The organism is Kitasatospora viridis (assembly GCF_007829815.1).
GTDB classification, from domain to species: Bacteria; Actinomycetota; Actinomycetes; order Streptomycetales; family Streptomycetaceae; genus Kitasatospora; species Kitasatospora viridis.
This window is the reverse complement of sequence record NZ_VIWT01000001.1, coordinates 1,652,630-1,671,167: the sequence shown is the minus strand read 5'-3', so window position 1 is coordinate 1,671,167 and position 18,538 is coordinate 1,652,630. Positions and strand designations below refer to the sequence as shown.

Below are 18,538 nucleotides of genomic sequence, written 5' to 3'. Positions count from 1 at the left end.
TCGACCCGACGGGGGTGCCGCACCAGGGGGGTGGCGGCGGGGGAGCGGCGGTGACCGGGCTGCGCAGCTGGCTGGCCAGGCCCCGCCCGGCGGCCCCCGGCGGGGCCTGGCGGCTCGGCTACCTGCCGCCCGAGCCGGGGCGCTCCGACGACGAGGAGGAGCGGATCTCCGGACCGCTGCTGCTCTGGCGCGCGGTGGTCGGCGTCGGCGCCTACGTCTTCGGCTACCTCTGCGTCAGCTGGCTGGTGCTGAACGTGCTCGGCTTCCTCGGCTGGTTCAACCCGAAGACGGTCAGCCCCGACCAGTTCAGCGTGATAGAGACCCTGATCACCGTGGTCATCCTGGTCGGGCTGCTCCCCAGCTGCGCGAAGCTGGGCCGCTGGGGCGAGCTGTACCGCCGGTTCCTCTCCCCGGCCGGGTTCCGGCGCAACCTGCTGCCGACCCTCTCCAAGGCCGTCACCGACGAGCGGCGGGAGAAGGAGGTCGCCGAGGCGGCCGAGGCGGCCCTGGCCGCCCAGGACCCCTGGCAGTCCCTGCGCCAGACCGGTCTCGCCGGCTCGCTCGCCCGGCTGGACGAGGACACGCTCGGGGCGCGGGTGACCGACGTCGACTACGTGCGGATCCACCGGGTGCACGGGGAGGTGGTAGCGGAGCCGGAGTTGTTGGGGGCGTTCGCGGAGCAGGTGGCGGCGCGGGGGGCGGCGGCGTGCGTGCACCCGTCGCAGGCGCGGGACGTGCCGGTGCGGGTGGCGGAGCACGATCTGTTGGCGGGTCAGGTGCGGCTGGGGACGGTGCAGGACGTGGTGAAGAACCCGGTCGCGCACCGGGGGGCCGGGTTCGCGCTGGACCGCGGGTTGCTGGCCACCTCGCTGCTGGCGGTGGGGCCGGCCGGGACGGGGAAGACGGCGCGGCTGGCCCGGCCGGTGGCGGAGGCGCTGTGCCTGCAGGCGCTGGCCCGGACGGCCTGCGCGGTGGTGGTCGGCGCGGCCGAGGCGGAGCTGGGGCCGGACTCGGGCTACGACGTGGTGATCGCCCCGGGCGACCCGGCCTCGGCCTACGGGCTGGACCTGTACGGCGCGGGGGCCGATCCGGACGCGGCGGCGGCCCGGCTGGCGGACGCGCTGCTGCCGGACGAGCTGTCGGCCCGCAGCGAGAGCGCCCGGATCGCGCTGCAGCAGGTGGTCGGCCCGTTCCACGCGGCGCACGGCCGCTACCCGGGACTGCGCGAGCTGCGGGCGCTGCTGGCCGGCGAGGACGCGGCCTGGGTGGAGCTGGTGGAGCGGCTGCGGGCGGCCGGGCACTGGGCGCTGTACGAGCCGGACGTGCAGCAGCGCCGGGACCGGCTGGGCCGGGCGGACGACCCGGGCGTGCTGCTGGCGGACCGGCTGGCGCTGCTGGACCGGCCGGCCTTCGCGGGCTGTTTCGAGCTGGGCGCGGCGGCGACCCGGCCGGCCTTCGCGATGCGGGCGTTGGAGCATCCGCTGCGGGTGCGGGTGAAGCTGCCGGAGCGCAGTCACCCGGAGGCGGCCAGGATCCTGTCCCGGCTGGTGGTGGGCCAGTTCCTGCAGGCCGCGGCGGCCCGCGCGGACCGTTCGCTCTTCGCCGGCCTGGTGGTGGACGACGCGGCGGCCGCGCTGGACGCCGCCGCGGTGCAGGGCCTGCGCCGGCTGCCGGGGGCGAACGCGGGGGCGGTGCTGGTGCTGCGCAGCCTGGTGGACCTGCCGGAGGCGCTGCGGGTGCCGCTGTTCGGCGCGGTGGGCTGCCGGATGGCCTTCCCGGGGATCGCGCCGTGGGACGGGGCGCTGTTCTCCGAGGCATGGGGGACGGTGCTGGTGCGGGAGCGGGCGGTGACGCTGGCCCCGGACACCTCGGGCGGGGTGCTGCGCAAGACCGGCCGGGTGCTGCGCAAGGTGCTGGCCGGGACCACGGCGCAGACCGAGAGCGTGACCACCCGCGAGGTGGAGCGCCAGCGCTGGACCCCGTCGGACCTGGCGCACGCGCTGCCGACCGGGCACGCGGTGGTGTCGCTGACCACGGTGACGGGTGAGCAGGTGCCGCCGCTGCTGGTGGATCTGCGGAGCTGACGGGGCGTGAATTGACGCCGGGCGGGCGAGGAACGGGCTTTCGGTTAGTTACGCTCCGGTGGATTCGGTGCCGCGCCTTGTCCGAAGCGTCCATAATGAAGGCGAAACCCTCAGTTGGCCTGGCTGCGACGAGGCCGCCGGACCGGTCCCCACCGAAGGTGTCATGCCTCCCACACTCGCGTCAGTCGTGCGCAACTCCTCCCTCCACCTCACGGTCCTCGCCGGCGCGGACCACCTGGAGCGCCCGGTGCGCTGGGTCCACACCAGCGAGCTGGACGACCCCACGCCCTTCCTGGAGGGCGGCGAACTGCTGCTCACCACCGGCATCAAGCTCGGCACCAGCAGCAAGAACCTGCAGGCCTACGTGCACCGGCTGGCCGACGCCGGCGTGGTGGGCCTGGGCCTGGGCGTCGGCCTCTCGCACACCGAGGTGCCGCAGCCGCTGGTGGAGGCCGCCGCGCAGCGCGGACTGCCGCTGCTGCGGGTGCCCGAGCCGACCCCGTTCATCGCGATCAGCAAGACCGTCTCGGCGGCCCTGGCGGCCGAGCAGTACGAGGCGGTGACCACCAGCTTCGAGGCCCAGGAGGAGCTCACCCGGGCGGCGCTCGGCCAGAACGGCACCGCCGCGGTGGTGCGCCGGCTGGCGGCCCGCCTCGGCGGCTGGGCGGCGCTGTACGACAGCTCGGGCGCGCTCTCCGTGGTCGCCCCGGACTGGGCCGCCCGGCGGGCCGCCCGGCTGGCCGCCGAGGTGGACCGGCTGCGCCGCAGACCGGCCCCGGCCAGCGCCGCGCTGCAGGGCCGGGCGCCCGGCTTCGACACCGCCGACGAGGACTTCGTGGTGGTCCAGTCGCTGGGGGCCGACCGGCGGGCCCGCGGCTTCCTCGCGGTCGGCACCGAGGACCGGATCACCCCGACCGAGCGCTACGTGCTGAACGCCGCCGTCGCGCTGCTCACGCTGACCCTGGAGCGCTCCCGGGAGCTGCGGCACGCCGAGGAGCGGATGGGCGCGGCGCTGCTGCGGCTGGTGCTGGCCGGCCAGGTGGGCACCGCCCGCCAGGTGGCCAGCGGCCTGTTCGGCGGCCTGCCGGAGGGCACCATACGCATCCTGGTGGCCGGCGCCACCCCGGTCGGCGAGCGGGACGAGCCGGACGCCCCGGTGCACGACCTGACCGAGCTGGCCGAGCGGGCCGAGCAGGCCGGCGGGCGGGCCGGCGAGAAGCTGCTGGTGGCCCGGGAGCCGGCCCGCGAGGTGAAGGACGGGGTGCCGCACGGCGAGCGCCTGGTGCTGCTCGCGGTGGACGGCGGCGCGGTGCACCGGGCCTGCCTGGGCGCGGTGGAGGAGCACGAGGGCCTGGCCCTCGGGGTCTCCGCGCCGGCCCCGGTGGACGAGGCCGGCGGCGCCTACGCGCAGGCCGAGCGGGCGCTGGCGGTGGCGCTGCGCGGCGGCCGCCGTTCGGTGGGGCACGAGGAGGTCGGCGCCGGTTCGCTGCTGCCGCTGCTCGGCGAGGACGCGGTGGCCGCGTTCGCCGAGGGCCTGCTGCGCCCGCTGCGCGAGCACGACCGTTCGGCCCGTGGCGACCTGGTGGCCTCGTTGCGCGCCTGGCTCTCCCGGCACGGCCAGTGGGACGCGGCCGCGGCCGACCTCGGGGTGCACCGGCACACCCTGCGCTACCGGATGCGCCGGGTGGAGGAGCTGCTCGGCCGTTCGCTGGACGACACCGACGTGCGGATGGAGCTCTGGCTGGCGCTGCGCTCGGGCGAGGAGTCCGGTCAGCTCCGCTGAAGCCCGCGCCGCTTCGGCCTGCTCCGCTGCGGCGCGCTGCCGGCCCGGTTCGCGCCACCTTGGCCAATCCGTTCGGTGCGCCGGTCGGCCTACCGTGGGCGGAGCATCCAACCACCGAGGAGAGGGCCGGTAGCACCGTGACCACGACCCACGCATTCTGGCTGGCCGGCCGTCCGGAGACCGGCGAGTCGAGCTTCGAGGTCCGCCACCCCTGGGACGACAGCCTGGTCGGCACGGTCAGCGTGCCGACCGACGCCCAGGTGGAGGAGGCCGTGGCGGCCGCCGCCGCCGCCCTGCCGGTGTTCGCCGCGACCCCGGCGCACGTGCGCGCCGCCGCGCTGGACCACGTGGCCCGCCGGCTGACCGAGCGCACCGAGGAGATCGCCCGGCTGATCACCGCCGAGAACGGCAAGCCGATCAAGTGGGCCCGCGGCGAGGTCGGCCGGGCCGCCTCGGTGTTCCGCTGGGCCGCCGAGGAGGCCCGCCGCACCAACGGCGAGACCATGCGGCTGGACACCGACCCGGGCGGCACGGGCCGTTTCGCCGTGGTGCGCAAGTTCCCGCGCGGCGTGGTGCTGGGCATCGCCCCGTTCAACTTCCCGCTGAACCTGGTGGCGCACAAGGTCGCCCCGGCGATCGCGGTGGGCGCGCCGATCATCCTCAAGCCGGCCCCGGCCACCCCGCTCTCCGCGCTGCTGCTCGGCGAGCTGCTGGCCGAGACCGAGCTGCCGGCCGGCGCCTGGAGCGTGCTGCCGGTGGAGAACGCCAAGATGCCCGCGCTGGTGCAGGACGACCGCCTGCCGGTGATCTCCTTCACCGGTTCGGACAAGGTCGGCTACCAGATCATGGACTCGGTGCCGCGCAAGCACGTCACCCTGGAGCTCGGCGGCAACGCCGCGGCCGTGGTGCTGGCCGACTGGTCGAGCGAGGCCGACCTGGAGTGGGCCGCGACCCGGATCGCGACCTTCGCCAACTACCAGGGCGGCCAGTCCTGCATCTCGGTGCAGCGGGTGATCGCGGACGCGTCGGTCTACGACGCGCTGGTCGAGAAGGTGGTCGCCAAGGTGCAGGCCCAGGTGACCGGCGACCCGTCGGCGGACGCCACCGACGTCGGCCCGCTGGTGGACGAGAACGCGGCCAAGCGGGTCGCCGAGTGGGTCGAGGACGCCGTGTCGAAGGGCGCCAAGGTGCTCACCGGCGGCACCCGGGAGGGCGCCAGCTACGCCCCGACCGTGCTGGCGGAGCTGCCGGCCGACGCGGTCCTGGCCACCGCCGAGGTGTTCGGCCCGGTGCTCTCGCTGCACCGGGTGGAGTCCACCGAGGAGGCCTTCGCGGCGGTCAACGACTCCAAGTTCGGCCTGCAGGCGGGCGTCTTCACGCACGACGTGCAGACCGCCTTCCGGGCCCACCGGGAGCTCCAGGTCGGCGGTGTGATCATCGGCGACGCGCCGTCCTACCGGGCCGACCAGATGCCCTACGGCGGCGTCAAGGACTCCGGCGTGGGCCGCGAGGGCGTGAAGTACGCGATGGACGACTTCACCTACGAGCGGGTGCTGGTGCTCACCGGCCTCGACCTCTGACGGCGCGTCACCCGCGCCGGTGCGGCCCCGGACCCCGAGGAGATCGGGGGCCGGGGCCGCACCCCGTTTGCGCACTCCTGGCACCCGGTGCCCCGGCGGCACGCCACAATGGAGCCCATGAACTCGCTCGCCCATCCGCAGCTGCGCTTCACCCCGGTAGTCGACGACCCGTCAGGTCCCCGGGAGCTGGTGATCCTCGGGTCCACCGGCTCGATCGGCACCCAGGCCATCGACATCGTGCTCCGCAACCCGGACCGGTTCCGGGTGGTGGCGCTCTCGGCCGGCGGCGGTCAGGTCGAGCTGCTGGCCGAGCAGGCGTTCCAGCTGGGCGTGCACACCGTCGCGGTGGCCCGGGCGGAGGCCGGGGCCGCGCTGCGGGCGGCGCTGGCCGAGCGGGCCGCTGGGCGCCCGCTGCCCACCGTGCTGGCCGGCCCGGAGGCCGCCACCGAGCTGGCCCAGCTGCCCTGCCACTCGGTGCTGAACGGGATCACCGGCTCGATCGGCCTGGCGCCCACGCTGGCCGCGCTGCGGGCCGGCCGGGTGCTGGTGCTGGCCAACAAGGAGTCGCTGATCGTCGGCGGCCCGCTGGTGAAGGCGGTGGCCGCGCCGGGCCAGATCGTGCCGGTGGACTCGGAGCACGCCGCGCTCTTCCAGGCGCTGACCGCGGGGTCCCCGCGCGAGGTGCGCCGGCTGGTGGTGACGGCGAGCGGCGGTCCGTTCCGCGGCCGCACCCGGGACCAGCTGGCCGGGGTCACCCCGCAGGAGGCGCTGGCCCACCCGACCTGGGCGATGGGCCCGATGGTGACGGTCAACTCGGCCACCCTGGTCAACAAGGGCCTGGAGGTGATCGAGGCGCACCTGCTCTTCGACATCCCGTTCGACCGGATCGACGTGGTGGTGCACCCGCAGTCGATCGTGCACTCGATGGTGGAGTACACGGACGGCTCGACGCTGGCCCAGGCCAGCCCGCCGGACATGCGGATGCCGATCTCGCTCGGCCTCGGCTGGCCGGACCGGGTCGCGCAGGCCGCTCCCGGCTGCGACTGGACCAAGGCCGCCACCTGGGAGTTCTTCCCGCTGGACGACGAGGCCTTCCCGGCCGTCGGGCTCGCCCGCGAGGTGGGTACGCTCGGCGGGACCGCGCCGGCGGTCTTCAACGCGGCGAACGAGGAGTGCGTGCACGCGTTCCTGGCCGGCCGGCTGGCCTTCACCGGGATCGTGGACGCGGTCGCCAAGGTGGTGGCCGAGCACGACACCCGGGGGCGGGGAACTTCCCTGACGGTCGAGGACGTCCTCGATGCGGAGGGTTGGGCCCGGGCCCGGGCCCGCGAGCTGGCGGCCGGCTGACCGCCGTGCCGGGAGCGAGCGGGCGCACCACGCGCAATGGCAGCGATACGACGGAGGACCAGCGGTGACAGCAGTGATGACGGTGGTCGGCATCGCGGTCTTCTTCCTCGGCCTGCTCTTCTCGATCGCCTGGCACGAGCTGGGCCACCTCTCCACGGCGAAGCTCTTCAAGATCCGGGTGCCGCAGTACATGGTCGGCTTCGGCCCGACCATCTGGTCCCGGAAGAAGGGCGAGACGGAGTACGGCTTCAAGGCGATCCCGCTGGGCGGCTACATCCGGATGATCGGGATGTTCCCGCCCGGGCCGGACGGCCGGATCACCAAGCGCAGCAGCTCGCCCTGGCGCTCGATGATCGAGGACGCCCGGGAGGCCTCCTACGAGGAGCTGCTGCCCGGCGACGAGGACCGGCTGTTCTACACCCGCAAGCCCTGGAAGCGCGTCATCGTGATGTTCGCCGGGCCGTTCATGAACCTGATCCTGGCGTTCGCGCTCTTCCTGATCGCGATGATGGGCTTCGGGGTGCCGAAGTCGCTGCCGATCGTCGGCACCGTCTCGCAGTGCGTGGTGCCGGTCACCGCCGCCACCGACACCTGCCCGGCGAACGCCCCGGCCTCGCCGGCCGCGGCCGCGGGGCTGCGCGCCGGTGACAGGATCGTCTCCTTCGGCGGCGACCGGATCACCAGCTACGACCAGCTGCAGTCCGACATCCGCGGCGCGGCCGGCCGGACCGTGCCGGTCGTGGTGCAGCGCGCCGGCCGGGAGCTCTCGCTGACCGCGGCGATCCAGACCAACCAGCTGGCCAAGCTGGACAAGAACGGCAACCCGGTGCCGAACGCCAAGCCGGTGACCGCCGGCTTCCTCGGCATCACCCCGACCACCGGCGTGGTGCAGCTGGGCTTCGGCGACAGCGTCAGCCGGATGACCGACATGGCCGACACCGGCCTGCACTCGCTGATCGCGCTGCCCGGCAAGATCCCGGCGCTGTGGGACTCGGTGGTCAAGGGCACCCCGCGCACGGCCGACCAGCCGGTCGGCATGGTCGGCGCGGCCCGGGTCGGCGGCGAGGTCTTCGCGATGCACATGCCGGCCACCCAGAAGGTGGCCTTCATGGTCAACCTGCTGGCCGGGATCAACCTGTCGCTCTTCCTGTTCAACATGCTGCCGCTGCTGCCGCTGGACGGCGGGCACGTGGCGGGCGCGCTCTGGGAGTCGGTGCGCCGGCGGGCGGCCGCGCTGTTCAAGCGTCCCGACCCCGGCCCGTTCGACGTGGCCAAGCTGATGCCGGTGGCCTACGTGGTGGCCAGCATCTTCATCGGCTTCACCCTGCTGGTGCTGATCGCCGACGTGATCAACCCGGTGAAGATCAGCTAGGCCGACCCGCAAGGGGGCGTGCGGAGCGGTCCCCCGGGTGCCGTACCGTTGGACGCCGGGCGTGCGCGATGCGCGCGCCCGGCGTCGCCCGTCACCTCAATCTCCGGGGAAACCTGCGCACATGACCGCGATCTCGCTCGGCATTCCGTCGCTGCCGCTCAAGCCGCTCGCCACTCGCCGGGTCTCCCGGCAGATCATGGTGGGCAACGTGCCGGTCGGCGGCGATGCGCCGGTGTCGGTGCAGTCGATGACCACCACGCTGACCTCGGACGTCAACGCCACGCTGCAGCAGATCGCGCAGCTGACCGCCTCCGGCTGCCAGATCGTGCGGGTGGCGGTGCCCTCGCAGGACGACGCGGACGCGCTGCCGATCATCGCGAAGAAGTCGCAGATCCCGGTGATCGCGGACATCCACTTCCAGCCGAAGTACGTGTTCGCCGCGATCGACGCCGGCTGCGCCGCGGTCCGGGTGAACCCGGGCAACATCAAGGCCTTCGACGACAAGGTCGGCGAGATCGCCAAGGCGGCCTCGCAGGCGGGCGTGCCGATCCGGATCGGCGTCAACGCCGGCTCGCTGGACAAGCGGCTGCTGGAGAAGTACGGCAAGGCCACCCCCGAGGCGCTGGTCGAGTCGGCGCTGTGGGAGTGCTCGCTGTTCGAGGAGCACGGCTTCCGGGACATCAAGATCTCGGTGAAGCACAACGACCCGGTCGTGATGATCAACGCCTACCGGCAGCTCGCCGCCGCCTGCGACTACCCGCTGCACCTGGGCGTGACCGAGGCCGGCCCGGCGTTCCAGGGCACGATCAAGTCCGCGGTGGCGTTCGGCGCGCTGCTGGCGGAGGGCATCGGCGACACCATCCGGGTCTCGCTGTCGGCTCCGCCGGTGGAGGAGATCAAGGTCGGCATCCAGATCCTGGAGTCGCTGAACCTGCGTCAGCGCGGCCTGGAGATCGTCTCCTGCCCGTCCTGCGGCCGCGCGCAGGTGGACGTGTACAAGCTGGCGGAGGAGGTCACCGCGGGCCTGGAGGGCATGGACGTGCCGCTGCGGGTCGCCGTCATGGGCTGCGTCGTCAACGGCCCGGGCGAGGCCCGCGAGGCCGACCTCGGCGTCGCCTCCGGCAACGGCAAGGGGCAGATCTTCGTCAAGGGCGAGGTGATCAAGACCGTGCCCGAGTCGAAGATCGTCGAGACCCTGATCGAGGAGGCCCTGAAGCTGGCCGAGGAGATGCAGGCGGACGGCGTCGCCTCCGGCACCCCGACCGTGATCGCCGCCGACTGACGGTGAGTGGGACACAGTGCTCGATCGAGGCGTGATGCTCCCGGGCGCGCTGCAGGCCGCCCGGGCGCTGGCTGCCACCAGGCTGCTGGAGGCCGCCGACCTGGCCGACACCCTTGAGGTGCTGCACCGCGACCCGGTGACCAACGCCTTCGTGGCCACCCGGGTCGAGGCCGTCGGGCTGGACCCCTGGCGGCTCGGCGGCGAGATGTGGGGCTGGTTCGACCAGGACGGCCGGCTGGAGTCGCTCTGCTACGCGGGCGCCAACCTGGTGCCGATCAACGCCAATCCGCAGGCCGTCCGGGCCTTCGCCGAGCGCGCCCGGCGGCAGGGCCGGCGCTGCTCCTCGATCGTCGGCCCGGCCGGGCCGACCGCCCAGCTCTGGGCGCTGCTGGAGCGCAGCTGGGGCCCGGCCCGCGAGGTGCGCGGCCACCAGCCGCTGATGGCCGCCACCGAGCCGGCCACCGAGGTGGCGCCCGACCCGCTGGTGCGCCGGGTCCGCCGGGACGAGCTGGACCTGCTGATGCCGGCCTGCGTGGCGATGTTCACCGAGGAGGTCGGGATCTCCCCGCTGGCCGGCGACGGCGGCCTGCTCTACCAGGCCCGGGTGGGCGAACTGGTCGGCACCGGACGGTCGTTCGCCCGCATCTCGGAGCAGGGCGAGGTGCTCTTCAAGGCCGAGATCGGCGCGGTCGCCGAGGGCGCCTGCCAGATCCAGGGCGTCTGGGTGGCCCCCGCGCACCGCGGCAAGCGGCTCTCCGAGTCCGGCATGGCCGCGGTGCTGGAGATCGCGCTGCGCGAGGTCGCCCCGGTGGTCAGCCTCTACGTCAACGACTACAACCTGCCGGCCCGGGCCGCGTACCACCGGGTCGGGTTCCGCGAGGTCGGTGCGTTCATGTCGGTCCTCTTCTAGCCGGGACTGGAGTAACGTCCCGGGCATGGAGCAGCTCACCGAGGTGACCGTGCGGCCGATCGACCTGGCCGCCTGGGCGCCGTACGCACTGGAGGTGCAGGCACAGGCCTTCGGCCTGTCGGCGCAGGAGGTCGCGGTGCGGCTGCACATCGTCGGCCGGCACGCCCAGCAGTCCGGGGTGCTCGCCTTCGGCGCGCTGGCCGGTGACCGGCTGGTCGGCTTCGGCTACGGCATGCCGAACCAGCGCGAGCACTGGTGGAGCACCGTGATCGAGCCGTACCTGGCGGCCAGGGGCCACGTGGACTGGCTGGACGGCGTCTTCGCGATCACCGAGCTGCACGTGCTCCCGCAGTACCAGGGCCGGGGGTTGGGCAGCACGCTGATCCGCACCCTGTGCGAGCGCTCCGGCCTGGACCGCTCGATCCTCTCCGCGATCGACGCCGAGACCCCGGCCCGCCGGCTCTACCGCTCCCTGGGCTACCGGGACTTGGCCCGCGCGGTGCCGTTCCCGAACACCGACCGGCCGTACACCGTGATGGGCGCCCGCCTCCCGCTGCTGGACCGCTCCTACAGCGCGCCGGCGAACTCCAGGTAGCGCTCCGCCCCGGTCCGGTCGCCGCCGGCCAGCGCGGTCAACCCCGCCGCCACGGTGCGGAACAGGGTCCAGCCGCGCAGCCGGTCCACGTCCACCTCGACCGCCTCGGCCAGCTGGTGCAGCCGGCGCCGGGCGGCCCCCTGCGGGCTGGGCGCGGCGGCCAGCGTCTCCTTGCGGTCCTGGGCCAGCCAGGCCAGGTCGAAGGCGCGCTCGCCGACCAGCGGCTGCGGGTCGATGGCCAGCCAGGGCGCGCGGTCGGCCGCCAGCACGTTGCCGTGGTGGAAGTCACCGTGCAGCAGCAGCTCCTCGCCGGCCGAGCCGAGCAACTCGTCGGCGGTGGCCAGGGCCTGGTCCAGCAGCGGACGGGCGTCCAGCCGGTCGGCCAGCTCCGCCTGCCCGCCCAGCCAGGAGGTGCGCAGCTCCACCCGCTCGGCCAGTGGGGTCACCGCGGTCCGGGTCGGCGGCGCCGTCCAGAGCCGGCGCAGCAGGCTGGTCGCCTCCAGCATCGCCTTCGCCTCGGTGAGCGAGCGCAGCGGGATCTCGCCGTGCAGCCGCTCCAGCAGCAGGAACCCGTCGGCCGGCGCGGAGTCCAGCAGCAGCACCGCGCCGCGGCCGGCCCAGTGCTCCAGCGCGGTGTGCTCCTGGGCGGTCTCCGGGGTGACCAGGCCGGCCTTGAGCACGGCGGGGGAGTTGTCGGCCCGGCGGACCTGGCAGACCAGGCTGAGCCGGCCGCCGGGGTCGACCACCCGGTCCAGGGTCAGCTCCCAGTGCTCCAACTGCCGGGCCACCCGCTCGGGCAGGGCGGCCAGCCAGGGCTCGCCGGTCGCGCCGAGCCGGGCCCGCACGCCGTCCCGGAGCCGGTCGGGCACGCTGAATCCTGCTGCTGCTGACGCCATGCCGGCCTTCCGTCTGGTGCTGCCCCCGTTGCTTCCCACCCCGTCATTGTGGGCGATCCACGGCCGACGGCCCTGGTCAGCGCGCCGATCGGGTCAGCGCGGACTGCCGGACGGCGAGGCCGTGCCGCCGGCCGCCGGGGCGGGCAGGCCGGGCAGCGGCCCGGGGGTGCCGCCCCAGTGGGCGCACTGCAGGGCGGTCTCGCGCAGCGCGGTGGCGGCCCGTATCCGCAGCTGGCCGTCGGCGGCGGCGACCAGGTCCGCGTAGACGGCGGTGAGCCGCTGCTCCACCTCGGCGGCCAGCCGGATGGCGCTCGCCTCGTCGGTGACCGGGGTGGGCAGCCGGTAGCCGGGGGCGGCGGCGGTCGGGGTGGCGCCGGAGCCGGCCAGCAGCCGGTCCCAGGAGTCCCGGCGGGCCTGGTGCTCGGCGTAGCAGGCGCGCACGTCCTCGCGGCGGGGGCCGGCGGCGGTGCGGGCGCCGATCACGCCGTAGGCGTAGACGGCCGCGTGTTCGCCGGCCAGCGCGGCCTGCAGCGCGGTGGTGGCGCCGGCGGCGAGGGCCGGCTGGGTCGGGGAGGCGCTGGGGGAGGGGGAGGCTGACGGGGCGTCGGCGGGCAGCGGGGACTGGTCGCCGAGCCGGACGGCCCGCAGCGCGCCGGCCGCCGACGCCGAGGCGAGCAGGCGGGCGAGGGCGCCGGAGGCGGTCGGCAGGGCGGCCAGCAGCGCCAGCGCGGTGGTCTTCTCGGCGGTGGCCAGTGCGGCGGGGGATGCCGGGGCGGCGGTGGCGCCGGACGGGCCGGCGCTCGCGGCGGGCGTGCCGGCGGGCAGTCCGGTGGCCAGCGCGGCCCGCTCGGTGGCCAGTTCGCCGCGCAGCTGGGTCAGCAGTGCCGCGTTCGCCCCGGGCTGGGCGGTCGCGTACTGGGCCAGCAGCGCGTCGACGGAGGCCACCGCCTTGCCGCGCAGCGGCAGGTCGGGGTCGTCGTGGCGGCCGGAGCCGGCCTTCGGGCCCGGGCCGTCCGACCCGGAGGTGCAGGCGGCCAGTGTGCCGGCGCTCGCCAGTGCGGCGATGGCGAGGAAGGTCCGCCGGCTGGTGGACTGCATCGACGTGCTCCCGTGGTCGTGCGGGAGCCGCCGAGGCCCCCGGTGCGTGGTTGGTGGTTCGCCGGGCCCCAACGTGGAGTTCACACGGTGAAAGAGTTGTGCCCGCCCGGGTGGACGCTACCGTCCGCACCGCCGAGCTCCTAGTGCGGGGCTCGCCGCCGGGCACCGGAATCGGCGGTTGGATGGTCGACCCGATAGGCTTTGGCACGAGTTACGACCTCTGACAACAGCAGACGCGGCCGAGGAGTCACCCGGATGAGCACCACCCCCATCGATCGGCTGCGTGCCTTGTTGGAGCCGCTGGCCGAGCAGGCGGGCCTGGACCTTGAGGACGTCAAGGTGACCCAGGCCGGCAGCCGCCGCCAGGTGCAGATCGACGTGGACGCCGACGGCGGCGTGGATCTGGACGCGATCGCGGAGTTCAGCCGGGAGGTCGGCCAGGCGCTGGACGCCGGTGACGTGATGGGCAGCGCGGCGTACGTCCTGGAGGTCGGCTCGCCGGGCGTGGACCGCCCGCTCACCGAGCCGCGGCACTGGCGGCGCAACACCGGCCGGCTGGTCAAGGTCCAGCTGACCGAGGGCGGCGAGCTGGTCGCCCGGATCCTGGAGAGCGACGAGACCGGCGCGCTGGTCGAGGTCCAGCCGGTGAAGGGCCGGGGCCGCGCCAAGGAGCGCCGCCTGGAGTTCACCGAGGTGGCCAAGGCGCGGATCCAGGTGGAGTTCAACCGCAAGGAGGACGAGCAGCTGCTGTCCGAGGACGAGGACGTCACGGACGAGCCGGAGCTCGCCGAGGAAGAAGAGGAGGCGTAGCCGTGGACATCGACATGAGTGCCCTGCGTGGGCTGGTGACCGAGAAGAACATCCCGTTCGACCTGTTGGTCGAGTCGATCGAGTCGGCGCTCCTCATCGCCTACCACCGGACCGAGGGCTCGCGCCGCCGCGCCCGCGTCGAGCTGAACCGCAAGACCGGCCATGTGACCGTGTGGGCGCTTGAGGACGCGAACGAGCTGGACGAGGGCGCCGAGCCCAAGGAGTTCGACGACACCCCGAGCGGCTTCGGCCGGATCGCGGCGACCACCGCCAAGCAGGTGATCCTGCAGCGGCTGCGCGACGCCGCCGACGACCAGACCTTCGGCGAGTACGCCGGCAAGGAGGGCGACATCGTCACCGGTGTCGTCCAGCAGGGCAACGACCCGAAGAACGTGCTGGTCGACATCGGCAAGCTGGAGGCGATCCTGCCCCCGCAGGAGCAGGTGCCCGGCGAGGAGTACAAGCACGGGACCCGGCTGCGCAGCTACGTGGTGGCGGTGCGCCGCGGCGTCCGCGGCGCCTCGGTGACGCTCTCCCGCACCCACCCCAACCTGGTGAAGAAGCTCTTCGCCCTGGAGGTGCCGGAGATCGCGGACGGCTCGGTGGAGATCGCCGCGATCGCCCGCGAGGCCGGCCACCGCACCAAGATCGCCGTGGTCTCCCGCCGGTCCGGCCTGAACGCCAAGGGCGCCTGCATCGGCCCGATGGGCGGCCGGGTGCGCAACGTGATGGCCGAGCTGCACGGCGAGAAGATCGACATCGTCGACTGGTCGGACGACCCGGCCGAGATGGTGGCCAGCGCGCTGTCCCCCGCGCGGGTGACCAAGGTGGAGATCGTCGACCTGCAGCAGCGCTCCGCCCGGGTGATCGTGCCGGACTACCAGCTCTCGCTGGCGATCGGCAAGGAGGGCCAGAACGCCCGCCTGGCCGCCCGTCTCACCGGCTGGCGGATCGACATCCGGCCGGACACCGACGCCGCCGGCGGCGAGCAGGATCGCCCCCAGGATTAAGGAATCCCACGCCGAGTGAGTGTGTTGTCGTCTGGTGGTCGTGGCCCCGCCCTGATCGGTGGGGCCGCGTTCACTCCCGGTGGAGGGGTAGACTTGATGGTGTCCGGCCGGACGCGTGCCCGCGCATGCCCTGAACGCACCTGCGTGGGCTGCCGCAAGCGAGCGGCCAAGCACGAGCTGTTGCGGGTCACGGCGGTCGAGGGCGTGTGCGTCCCCGATCCCCGGGGCACGCTGCCTGGTCGGGGCGCGTACCTGCACCCCGAGCAGTCCTGCCTCGACCTGGCAGTCCGCCGCCGGGCGTTCTCACGGGCCTTCCGGGCCCAGGGCGCGCTCGACACGGAGCCGCTGCGGCAGCACGTCGCGGTCGGGTCGGACAGTGCCCCGGCGCCCTGAGCGCCCAGGGGAGAACCACCGTACGGAGCACGGCACGGGCACCCAGGTGCACCGCGCCACAGTCAGGTACCTCGCGAGATGGAAGTAGGTCGAGATTGCGATGAGCACTCGATGAGTACGCGATGAGTACGCCCATGAAGTAGCGACGGTCCGGCGGACAACGACCCCGGACTTATAGACAGGAGCGAAGTGGCTAAGGTCCGGGTATACGAACTCGCCAAGGAACTGGGCTTGGAGAGCAAGGCCGTCATGGCCAAGCTGACCGAGCTGGGTGAGTTCGTCCGTTCGGCGTCCTCGACGATCGAGGCGCCGGTTGTGCGCAAGTTGACTGACGCTTTGGGTGCGACGCCGCCGTCCGGTGGCTCCGCTGCGAAGCCCGGCCCGCGGAAGCCCGCGGCGCCGACCCCCGGCGGAGCGGGTGCTCCCAAGCCGGGTCCCCGTCCCCCCGCGCCGGCCGCCCCCGCGGCGCCGGCCACCCCCCCGGCCGCGGCGGCCCCGGCCGCTCCGGCGGCCCCCGCCGCCGCCCCGCGGTCGAGCGCCCCGACTCCGGGTCCGCGTCCGGCTGCCCGCCCCGCCGCCCCGGCGGCTCCGGCGGCCGAGTTCTCCTCCCCGGCGCCCGCCGAGGCTCCGGCCGCGCGTCCGGCCGCTTCGTCGGCCCCGCGTCCGGCCGGCTCCGCCGCCGGTGGCGCCCGTCCGGGCCCGCGTCCGGCCGGCCCGCGTCCGGGCAACAACCCCTTCACCTCCGGTGGTGCCACCGGCATGGCCCGGCCCGGCGACCGCCGTCCGGGTGCGCCGGGTGGCGAGCGCGGCCCGCGTCCCGGCGGTGCCCCCGCCGGTGAGCGCGGCCCGCGTCCCGGTGGCGACCGTCCGCGTCCGGCCGGTGCGCCCGGTGGCGAGCGCGGCCCGCGTCCGGGCGGCGACCGTCCGCGTCCGGCCGGTGCGCCGGGTGGGGACCGCGGTCCCCGTCCCGGTGGTGCGCCGCGTCCGGGTGGTCCCGGCGCCGGTGCCGGTGCTCCGCGTCCCGACGGGATGCCCCGTCCGGCCGGTCCGCGTCCCGGTGCGCCCAGCCCCTCCGGCATGCCGCGCCCGAACCCGGGCATGATGCCGCAGCGTCCCGGCCCGGGTACCGGTCCGCGTCCCGGCCCCGGTGGCCGTGGTCCGGGCGGCCCCGGTGGCCGTCCTGGTGGTCCGGGTGGCGGCGCCGGTGGCGCCCGTCCCGGCTTCGCCGGTCGTCCGGCCGGTCCGGGCTCGCGTCCGGCCGGTGGCGGCGGCTTCGGCGGCCCCCGTCCGGGTGGCGCCGGTGGCGGCGGCGGCTTCGGTGGCGGCGGCCCGCGTCCGGGCGGCTTCGGCGGTCGTCCCGGCGGCCCGGGTGCCCGTGGTGGCACGCAGGGTGCCTTCGGCCGTGGCCCGGGCGGTCGCCCGGCCCGTGGTCGCAAGTCGAAGCGGGCGAAGCGCCAGGAGTACGAGGCCATGCAGGCCCCGTCCGTCGGCGGCGTGATGCTGCCGCGCGGCAACGGCCAGACGGTCCGGCTGTCGCGTGGTGCCTCGCTGATGGACTTCGCGGAGAAGATCAACGCCAACCCGGCCGCGCTCGTCTCGGTGATGTTCAACCTCGGTGAGATGGTCACCGCGACCCAGTCGGTCGCGGACGCCACTCTTGAGCTGCTGGCCGGCGAGATGGGCTTCATCCTCGAGATCGTCAGCCGTGACGACGAGGACCGCGAGCTGCTGGAGTCCTTCGACATCGACTTCGGTGCCGACGAGGGCGACGAGAGCGAGCTCATGCCGCGGCCGCCGGTCGTGACCGTCATGGGTCACGTCGACCACGGTAAGACCCGCCTGCTGGACGCGATCCGCAAGTCCAACGTGGTGGCCGGCGAGGCCGGTGGCATCACCCAGCACATCGGTGCCTACCAGGTCACCGCCGAGGTCAACGGCGAGGACCGGAAGATCACCTTCCTGGACACCCCGGGTCACGAGGCGTTCTCCGCCATGCGTGCCCGTGGTGCGAAGTCCACCGACATCGCGATCCTGGTGGTCGCGGCCAACGACGGTGTCATGCCGCAGACGGTCGAGGCGTTGAACCACGCCAAGGCCGCGGGTGTGCCGATCGTGGTCGCCGTCAACAAGATCGACGTCGAGGGCGCCGACCCGGTGAAGGTCCGCGGTCAGCTGACCGAGTTCGGTCTGGTGGCCGAGGAGTACGGCGGCGACACCATGTTCGTCGACATCTCCGCGCGCCAGGGCCTGCACATCGACCAGCTGCTGGAGGCCGTGGTCCTGACCGCGGACGCCTCGCTGGACCTGCGGGCCAACCCGGAGCAGGACGCGCAGGGCATCGCCATCGAGGCGCACCTGGACAAGGGTCGCGGCGCCATGGCGACCGTCCTGGTCCAGCGTGGAACGCTGCGGGTCGGCGACTCGATCGCGGTGGGCGACGCCCACGGCCGCGTTCGCGCCATGCTCGACGAGAACGGCAAGAACGTCGAGGAGGCGGGCCCGTCCCGTCCGGTCCTGCTGCTCGGTCTGACCTCGGTGCCGCGCGCCGGCGACAGCTTCATCGTCGTCGACGACGACCGCACCGCCCGGCAGATCGCCGAGAAGCGTTCGGCCCGTGACCGCAACGCCATGTTCGCCAAGCGTCCGATGCGGATCTCCCTGGAGAACCTGGACCAGGCGATCGCGGCCGGCGGCATCCAGCAGCTCAACCTCATCATCAAGGGCGACGTCTCCGGTTCGGTCGAGGCCCTTGAGGACGCGCTGGTCAAGCTGGACGTGGGCGAGGAGGTCGAGCTCCGGATCCTGCACCGCGGCGTCGGTGCGATCACCGAGTCCGACGTGGACCTGGCGATGGGCTCGGACGCGATCATCATCGGCTTCAACGTCCGCGCCGAGGGCCGTGCCCGCACGGCCGCCGACCGCGAGGGCGTCGACGTCCGGTACTACTCGGTCATCTACCAGGCGATCGAGGAGATCGAGGCCGCGCTCAAGGGCCTGCTCAAGCCGGAGTACGAGGAGGTGCGCCTCGGCTCCGCGGAGATCCGCGAGGTCTTCCGCAGCTCCAAGTTCGGCAACATCGCCGGTGTCCTGGTCCGCGAGGGCCTGCTGCGCCGCAACGCCAAGGCCCGCCTCATCCGCGACGGCAAGGTCGTGGCGGAGAGCCTCACCATCGAGGGTCTGCGCCGCTTCAAGGACGACGCGACCGAGGTCCGCGAGGGCTTCGAGGCCGGTGTCACCCTGGGGTCGTTCAACGACATCAAGGTGGAGGACGTCATCGAGACGTACGAGATGCGCGAGAAGCCGCGCGCGTAACGCGGCAGCCAGCGGTCGGGGCCGGTCGACGGAATCTCCGTCGACCGGCCCCGGTCTCGCTGTGTA

14 protein-coding genes are annotated in these 18,538 nt (G+C 74.2%); 12 read left to right on the top strand and 2 right to left on the bottom strand.

The features are described from left to right. The first annotated feature begins 50 nt into the window (after positions 1 to 50). The 8 genes from FHX73_RS45525 to FHX73_RS07345 all read left to right on the top strand — a co-directional run bounded on the left by FHX73_RS45525 (position 51) and on the right by FHX73_RS07345 (position 10,953). The gene (locus tag FHX73_RS45525; RefSeq protein ID WP_211786154.1) at positions 51 to 2,084 is read left to right on the top strand and encodes a type IV secretory system conjugative DNA transfer family protein; all 2,034 of its coding nucleotides are present in this window, start codon (positions 51 to 53) and stop codon (positions 2,082 to 2,084) included. 163 nt (positions 2,085 to 2,247) lie between these two features. Beyond that, positions 2,248 to 3,867 (top strand): PucR family transcriptional regulator, encoded by a 1,620-nt coding sequence (locus FHX73_RS07375; protein ID WP_145904219.1) that lies wholly within the window; start codon positions 2,248 to 2,250, stop codon positions 3,865 to 3,867. Between the two features lie 137 nt (positions 3,868 to 4,004). Next, positions 4,005 to 5,447: an aldehyde dehydrogenase family protein gene (locus FHX73_RS07370; RefSeq protein ID WP_145904218.1), complete on the top strand. Its 1,443-nt coding sequence runs from the start codon at positions 4,005 to 4,007 to the stop codon at positions 5,445 to 5,447. A 117-nt stretch (positions 5,448 to 5,564) separates the two neighbouring features. Continuing rightward, a complete protein-coding gene (gene dxr / locus FHX73_RS07365; RefSeq protein WP_145904217.1) occupies positions 5,565 to 6,794 on the top strand; it encodes a 1-deoxy-D-xylulose-5-phosphate reductoisomerase in 1,230 nt (409 codons plus the stop codon). 64 nt (positions 6,795 to 6,858) lie between these two features. Beyond that, positions 6,859 to 8,166 carry a M50 family metallopeptidase gene (locus tag FHX73_RS07360; protein ID WP_145904216.1) on the top strand — a complete coding sequence of 436 codons (1,308 nt, stop codon included), beginning with the start codon at positions 6,859 to 6,861 and terminating at the stop codon, positions 8,164 to 8,166. Positions 8,167 to 8,287: 121 nt separating this feature from the next. After that, positions 8,288 to 9,448 carry a flavodoxin-dependent (E)-4-hydroxy-3-methylbut-2-enyl-diphosphate synthase gene (gene ispG, locus FHX73_RS07355; protein ID WP_145904215.1) on the top strand — a complete coding sequence of 387 codons (1,161 nt, stop codon included), beginning with the start codon at positions 8,288 to 8,290 and terminating at the stop codon, positions 9,446 to 9,448. Between the two features lie 34 nt (positions 9,449 to 9,482). Then, positions 9,483 to 10,358, top strand: coding sequence for a GNAT family N-acetyltransferase (locus tag FHX73_RS07350; RefSeq protein WP_145908136.1), 876 nt, complete (start codon positions 9,483 to 9,485; stop codon positions 10,356 to 10,358). A 25-nt stretch (positions 10,359 to 10,383) separates the two neighbouring features. Further along, entirely contained in the window at positions 10,384 to 10,953 is a 570-nt protein-coding gene (locus FHX73_RS07345) for a GNAT family N-acetyltransferase (protein ID WP_145904214.1), read from the top strand. Here the strand turns inward: FHX73_RS07345 and FHX73_RS07340 are convergent. After that, entirely contained in the window at positions 10,926 to 11,822 is an 897-nt protein-coding gene (locus FHX73_RS07340) for an aminoglycoside phosphotransferase family protein (protein ID WP_246213406.1), read from the bottom strand. The two genes, FHX73_RS07345 and FHX73_RS07340, sit on opposite strands and share 28 nt — an antisense overlap. Before the next feature lie 120 nt (positions 11,823 to 11,942). After that, positions 11,943 to 12,947 carry a ferritin-like domain-containing protein gene (locus tag FHX73_RS47095; RefSeq protein ID WP_145904213.1) on the bottom strand — a complete coding sequence of 335 codons (1,005 nt, stop codon included), beginning with the start codon at positions 12,945 to 12,947 and terminating at the stop codon, positions 11,943 to 11,945. Between the two features lie 255 nt (positions 12,948 to 13,202). On the opposite strand from FHX73_RS47095, the gene rimP reads away from it, so the two are divergent. The 4 genes from rimP to infB all read left to right on the top strand — a co-directional run bounded on the left by rimP (position 13,203) and on the right by infB (position 18,472). Further along, the gene (rimP, locus tag FHX73_RS07330) at positions 13,203 to 13,757 is read left to right on the top strand and encodes a ribosome maturation factor RimP (RefSeq protein WP_145904212.1); all 555 of its coding nucleotides are present in this window, start codon (positions 13,203 to 13,205) and stop codon (positions 13,755 to 13,757) included. Positions 13,758 to 13,759: 2 nt separating this feature from the next. Then, positions 13,760 to 14,767 carry a transcription termination factor NusA gene (nusA, locus tag FHX73_RS07325; protein WP_145904211.1) on the top strand — a complete coding sequence of 336 codons (1,008 nt, stop codon included), beginning with the start codon at positions 13,760 to 13,762 and terminating at the stop codon, positions 14,765 to 14,767. Between the two features lie 99 nt (positions 14,768 to 14,866). Beyond that, entirely contained in the window at positions 14,867 to 15,160 is a 294-nt protein-coding gene (locus tag FHX73_RS07320) for a YlxR family protein (RefSeq protein ID WP_145908134.1), read from the top strand. Positions 15,161 to 15,349: 189 nt separating this feature from the next. After that, a complete protein-coding gene (gene infB / locus FHX73_RS07315; RefSeq protein ID WP_145904210.1) occupies positions 15,350 to 18,472 on the top strand; it encodes a translation initiation factor IF-2 in 3,123 nt (1,040 codons plus the stop codon). Positions 18,473 to 18,538 lie beyond the last annotated feature (66 nt).

Bases quoted from the DNA above. Each gene is read 5' to 3' on its own strand.
- FHX73_RS07375 (WP_145904219.1), top strand. From the start codon at position 2,248: ATGCCTCCCACACTCGCGTCAGTCGTGCGCAACTCCTCCCTCCACCTC.
- dxr (WP_145904217.1), top strand. From the start codon at position 5,565: ATGAACTCGCTCGCCCATCCGCAGCTGCGCTTCACCCCGGTAGTCGAC.
- ispG (WP_145904215.1), top strand. From the start codon at position 8,288: ATGACCGCGATCTCGCTCGGCATTCCGTCGCTGCCGCTCAAGCCGCTC.
- FHX73_RS07350 (WP_145908136.1), top strand. From the start codon at position 9,483: ATGCTCCCGGGCGCGCTGCAGGCCGCCCGGGCGCTGGCTGCCACCAGG.
- FHX73_RS07345 (WP_145904214.1), top strand. From the start codon at position 10,384: ATGGAGCAGCTCACCGAGGTGACCGTGCGGCCGATCGACCTGGCCGCC.
- FHX73_RS47095 (WP_145904213.1), bottom strand. From the start codon at position 12,947: ATGCAGTCCACCAGCCGGCGGACCTTCCTCGCCATCGCCGCACTGGCG.
- rimP (WP_145904212.1), top strand. From the start codon at position 13,203: ATGAGCACCACCCCCATCGATCGGCTGCGTGCCTTGTTGGAGCCGCTG.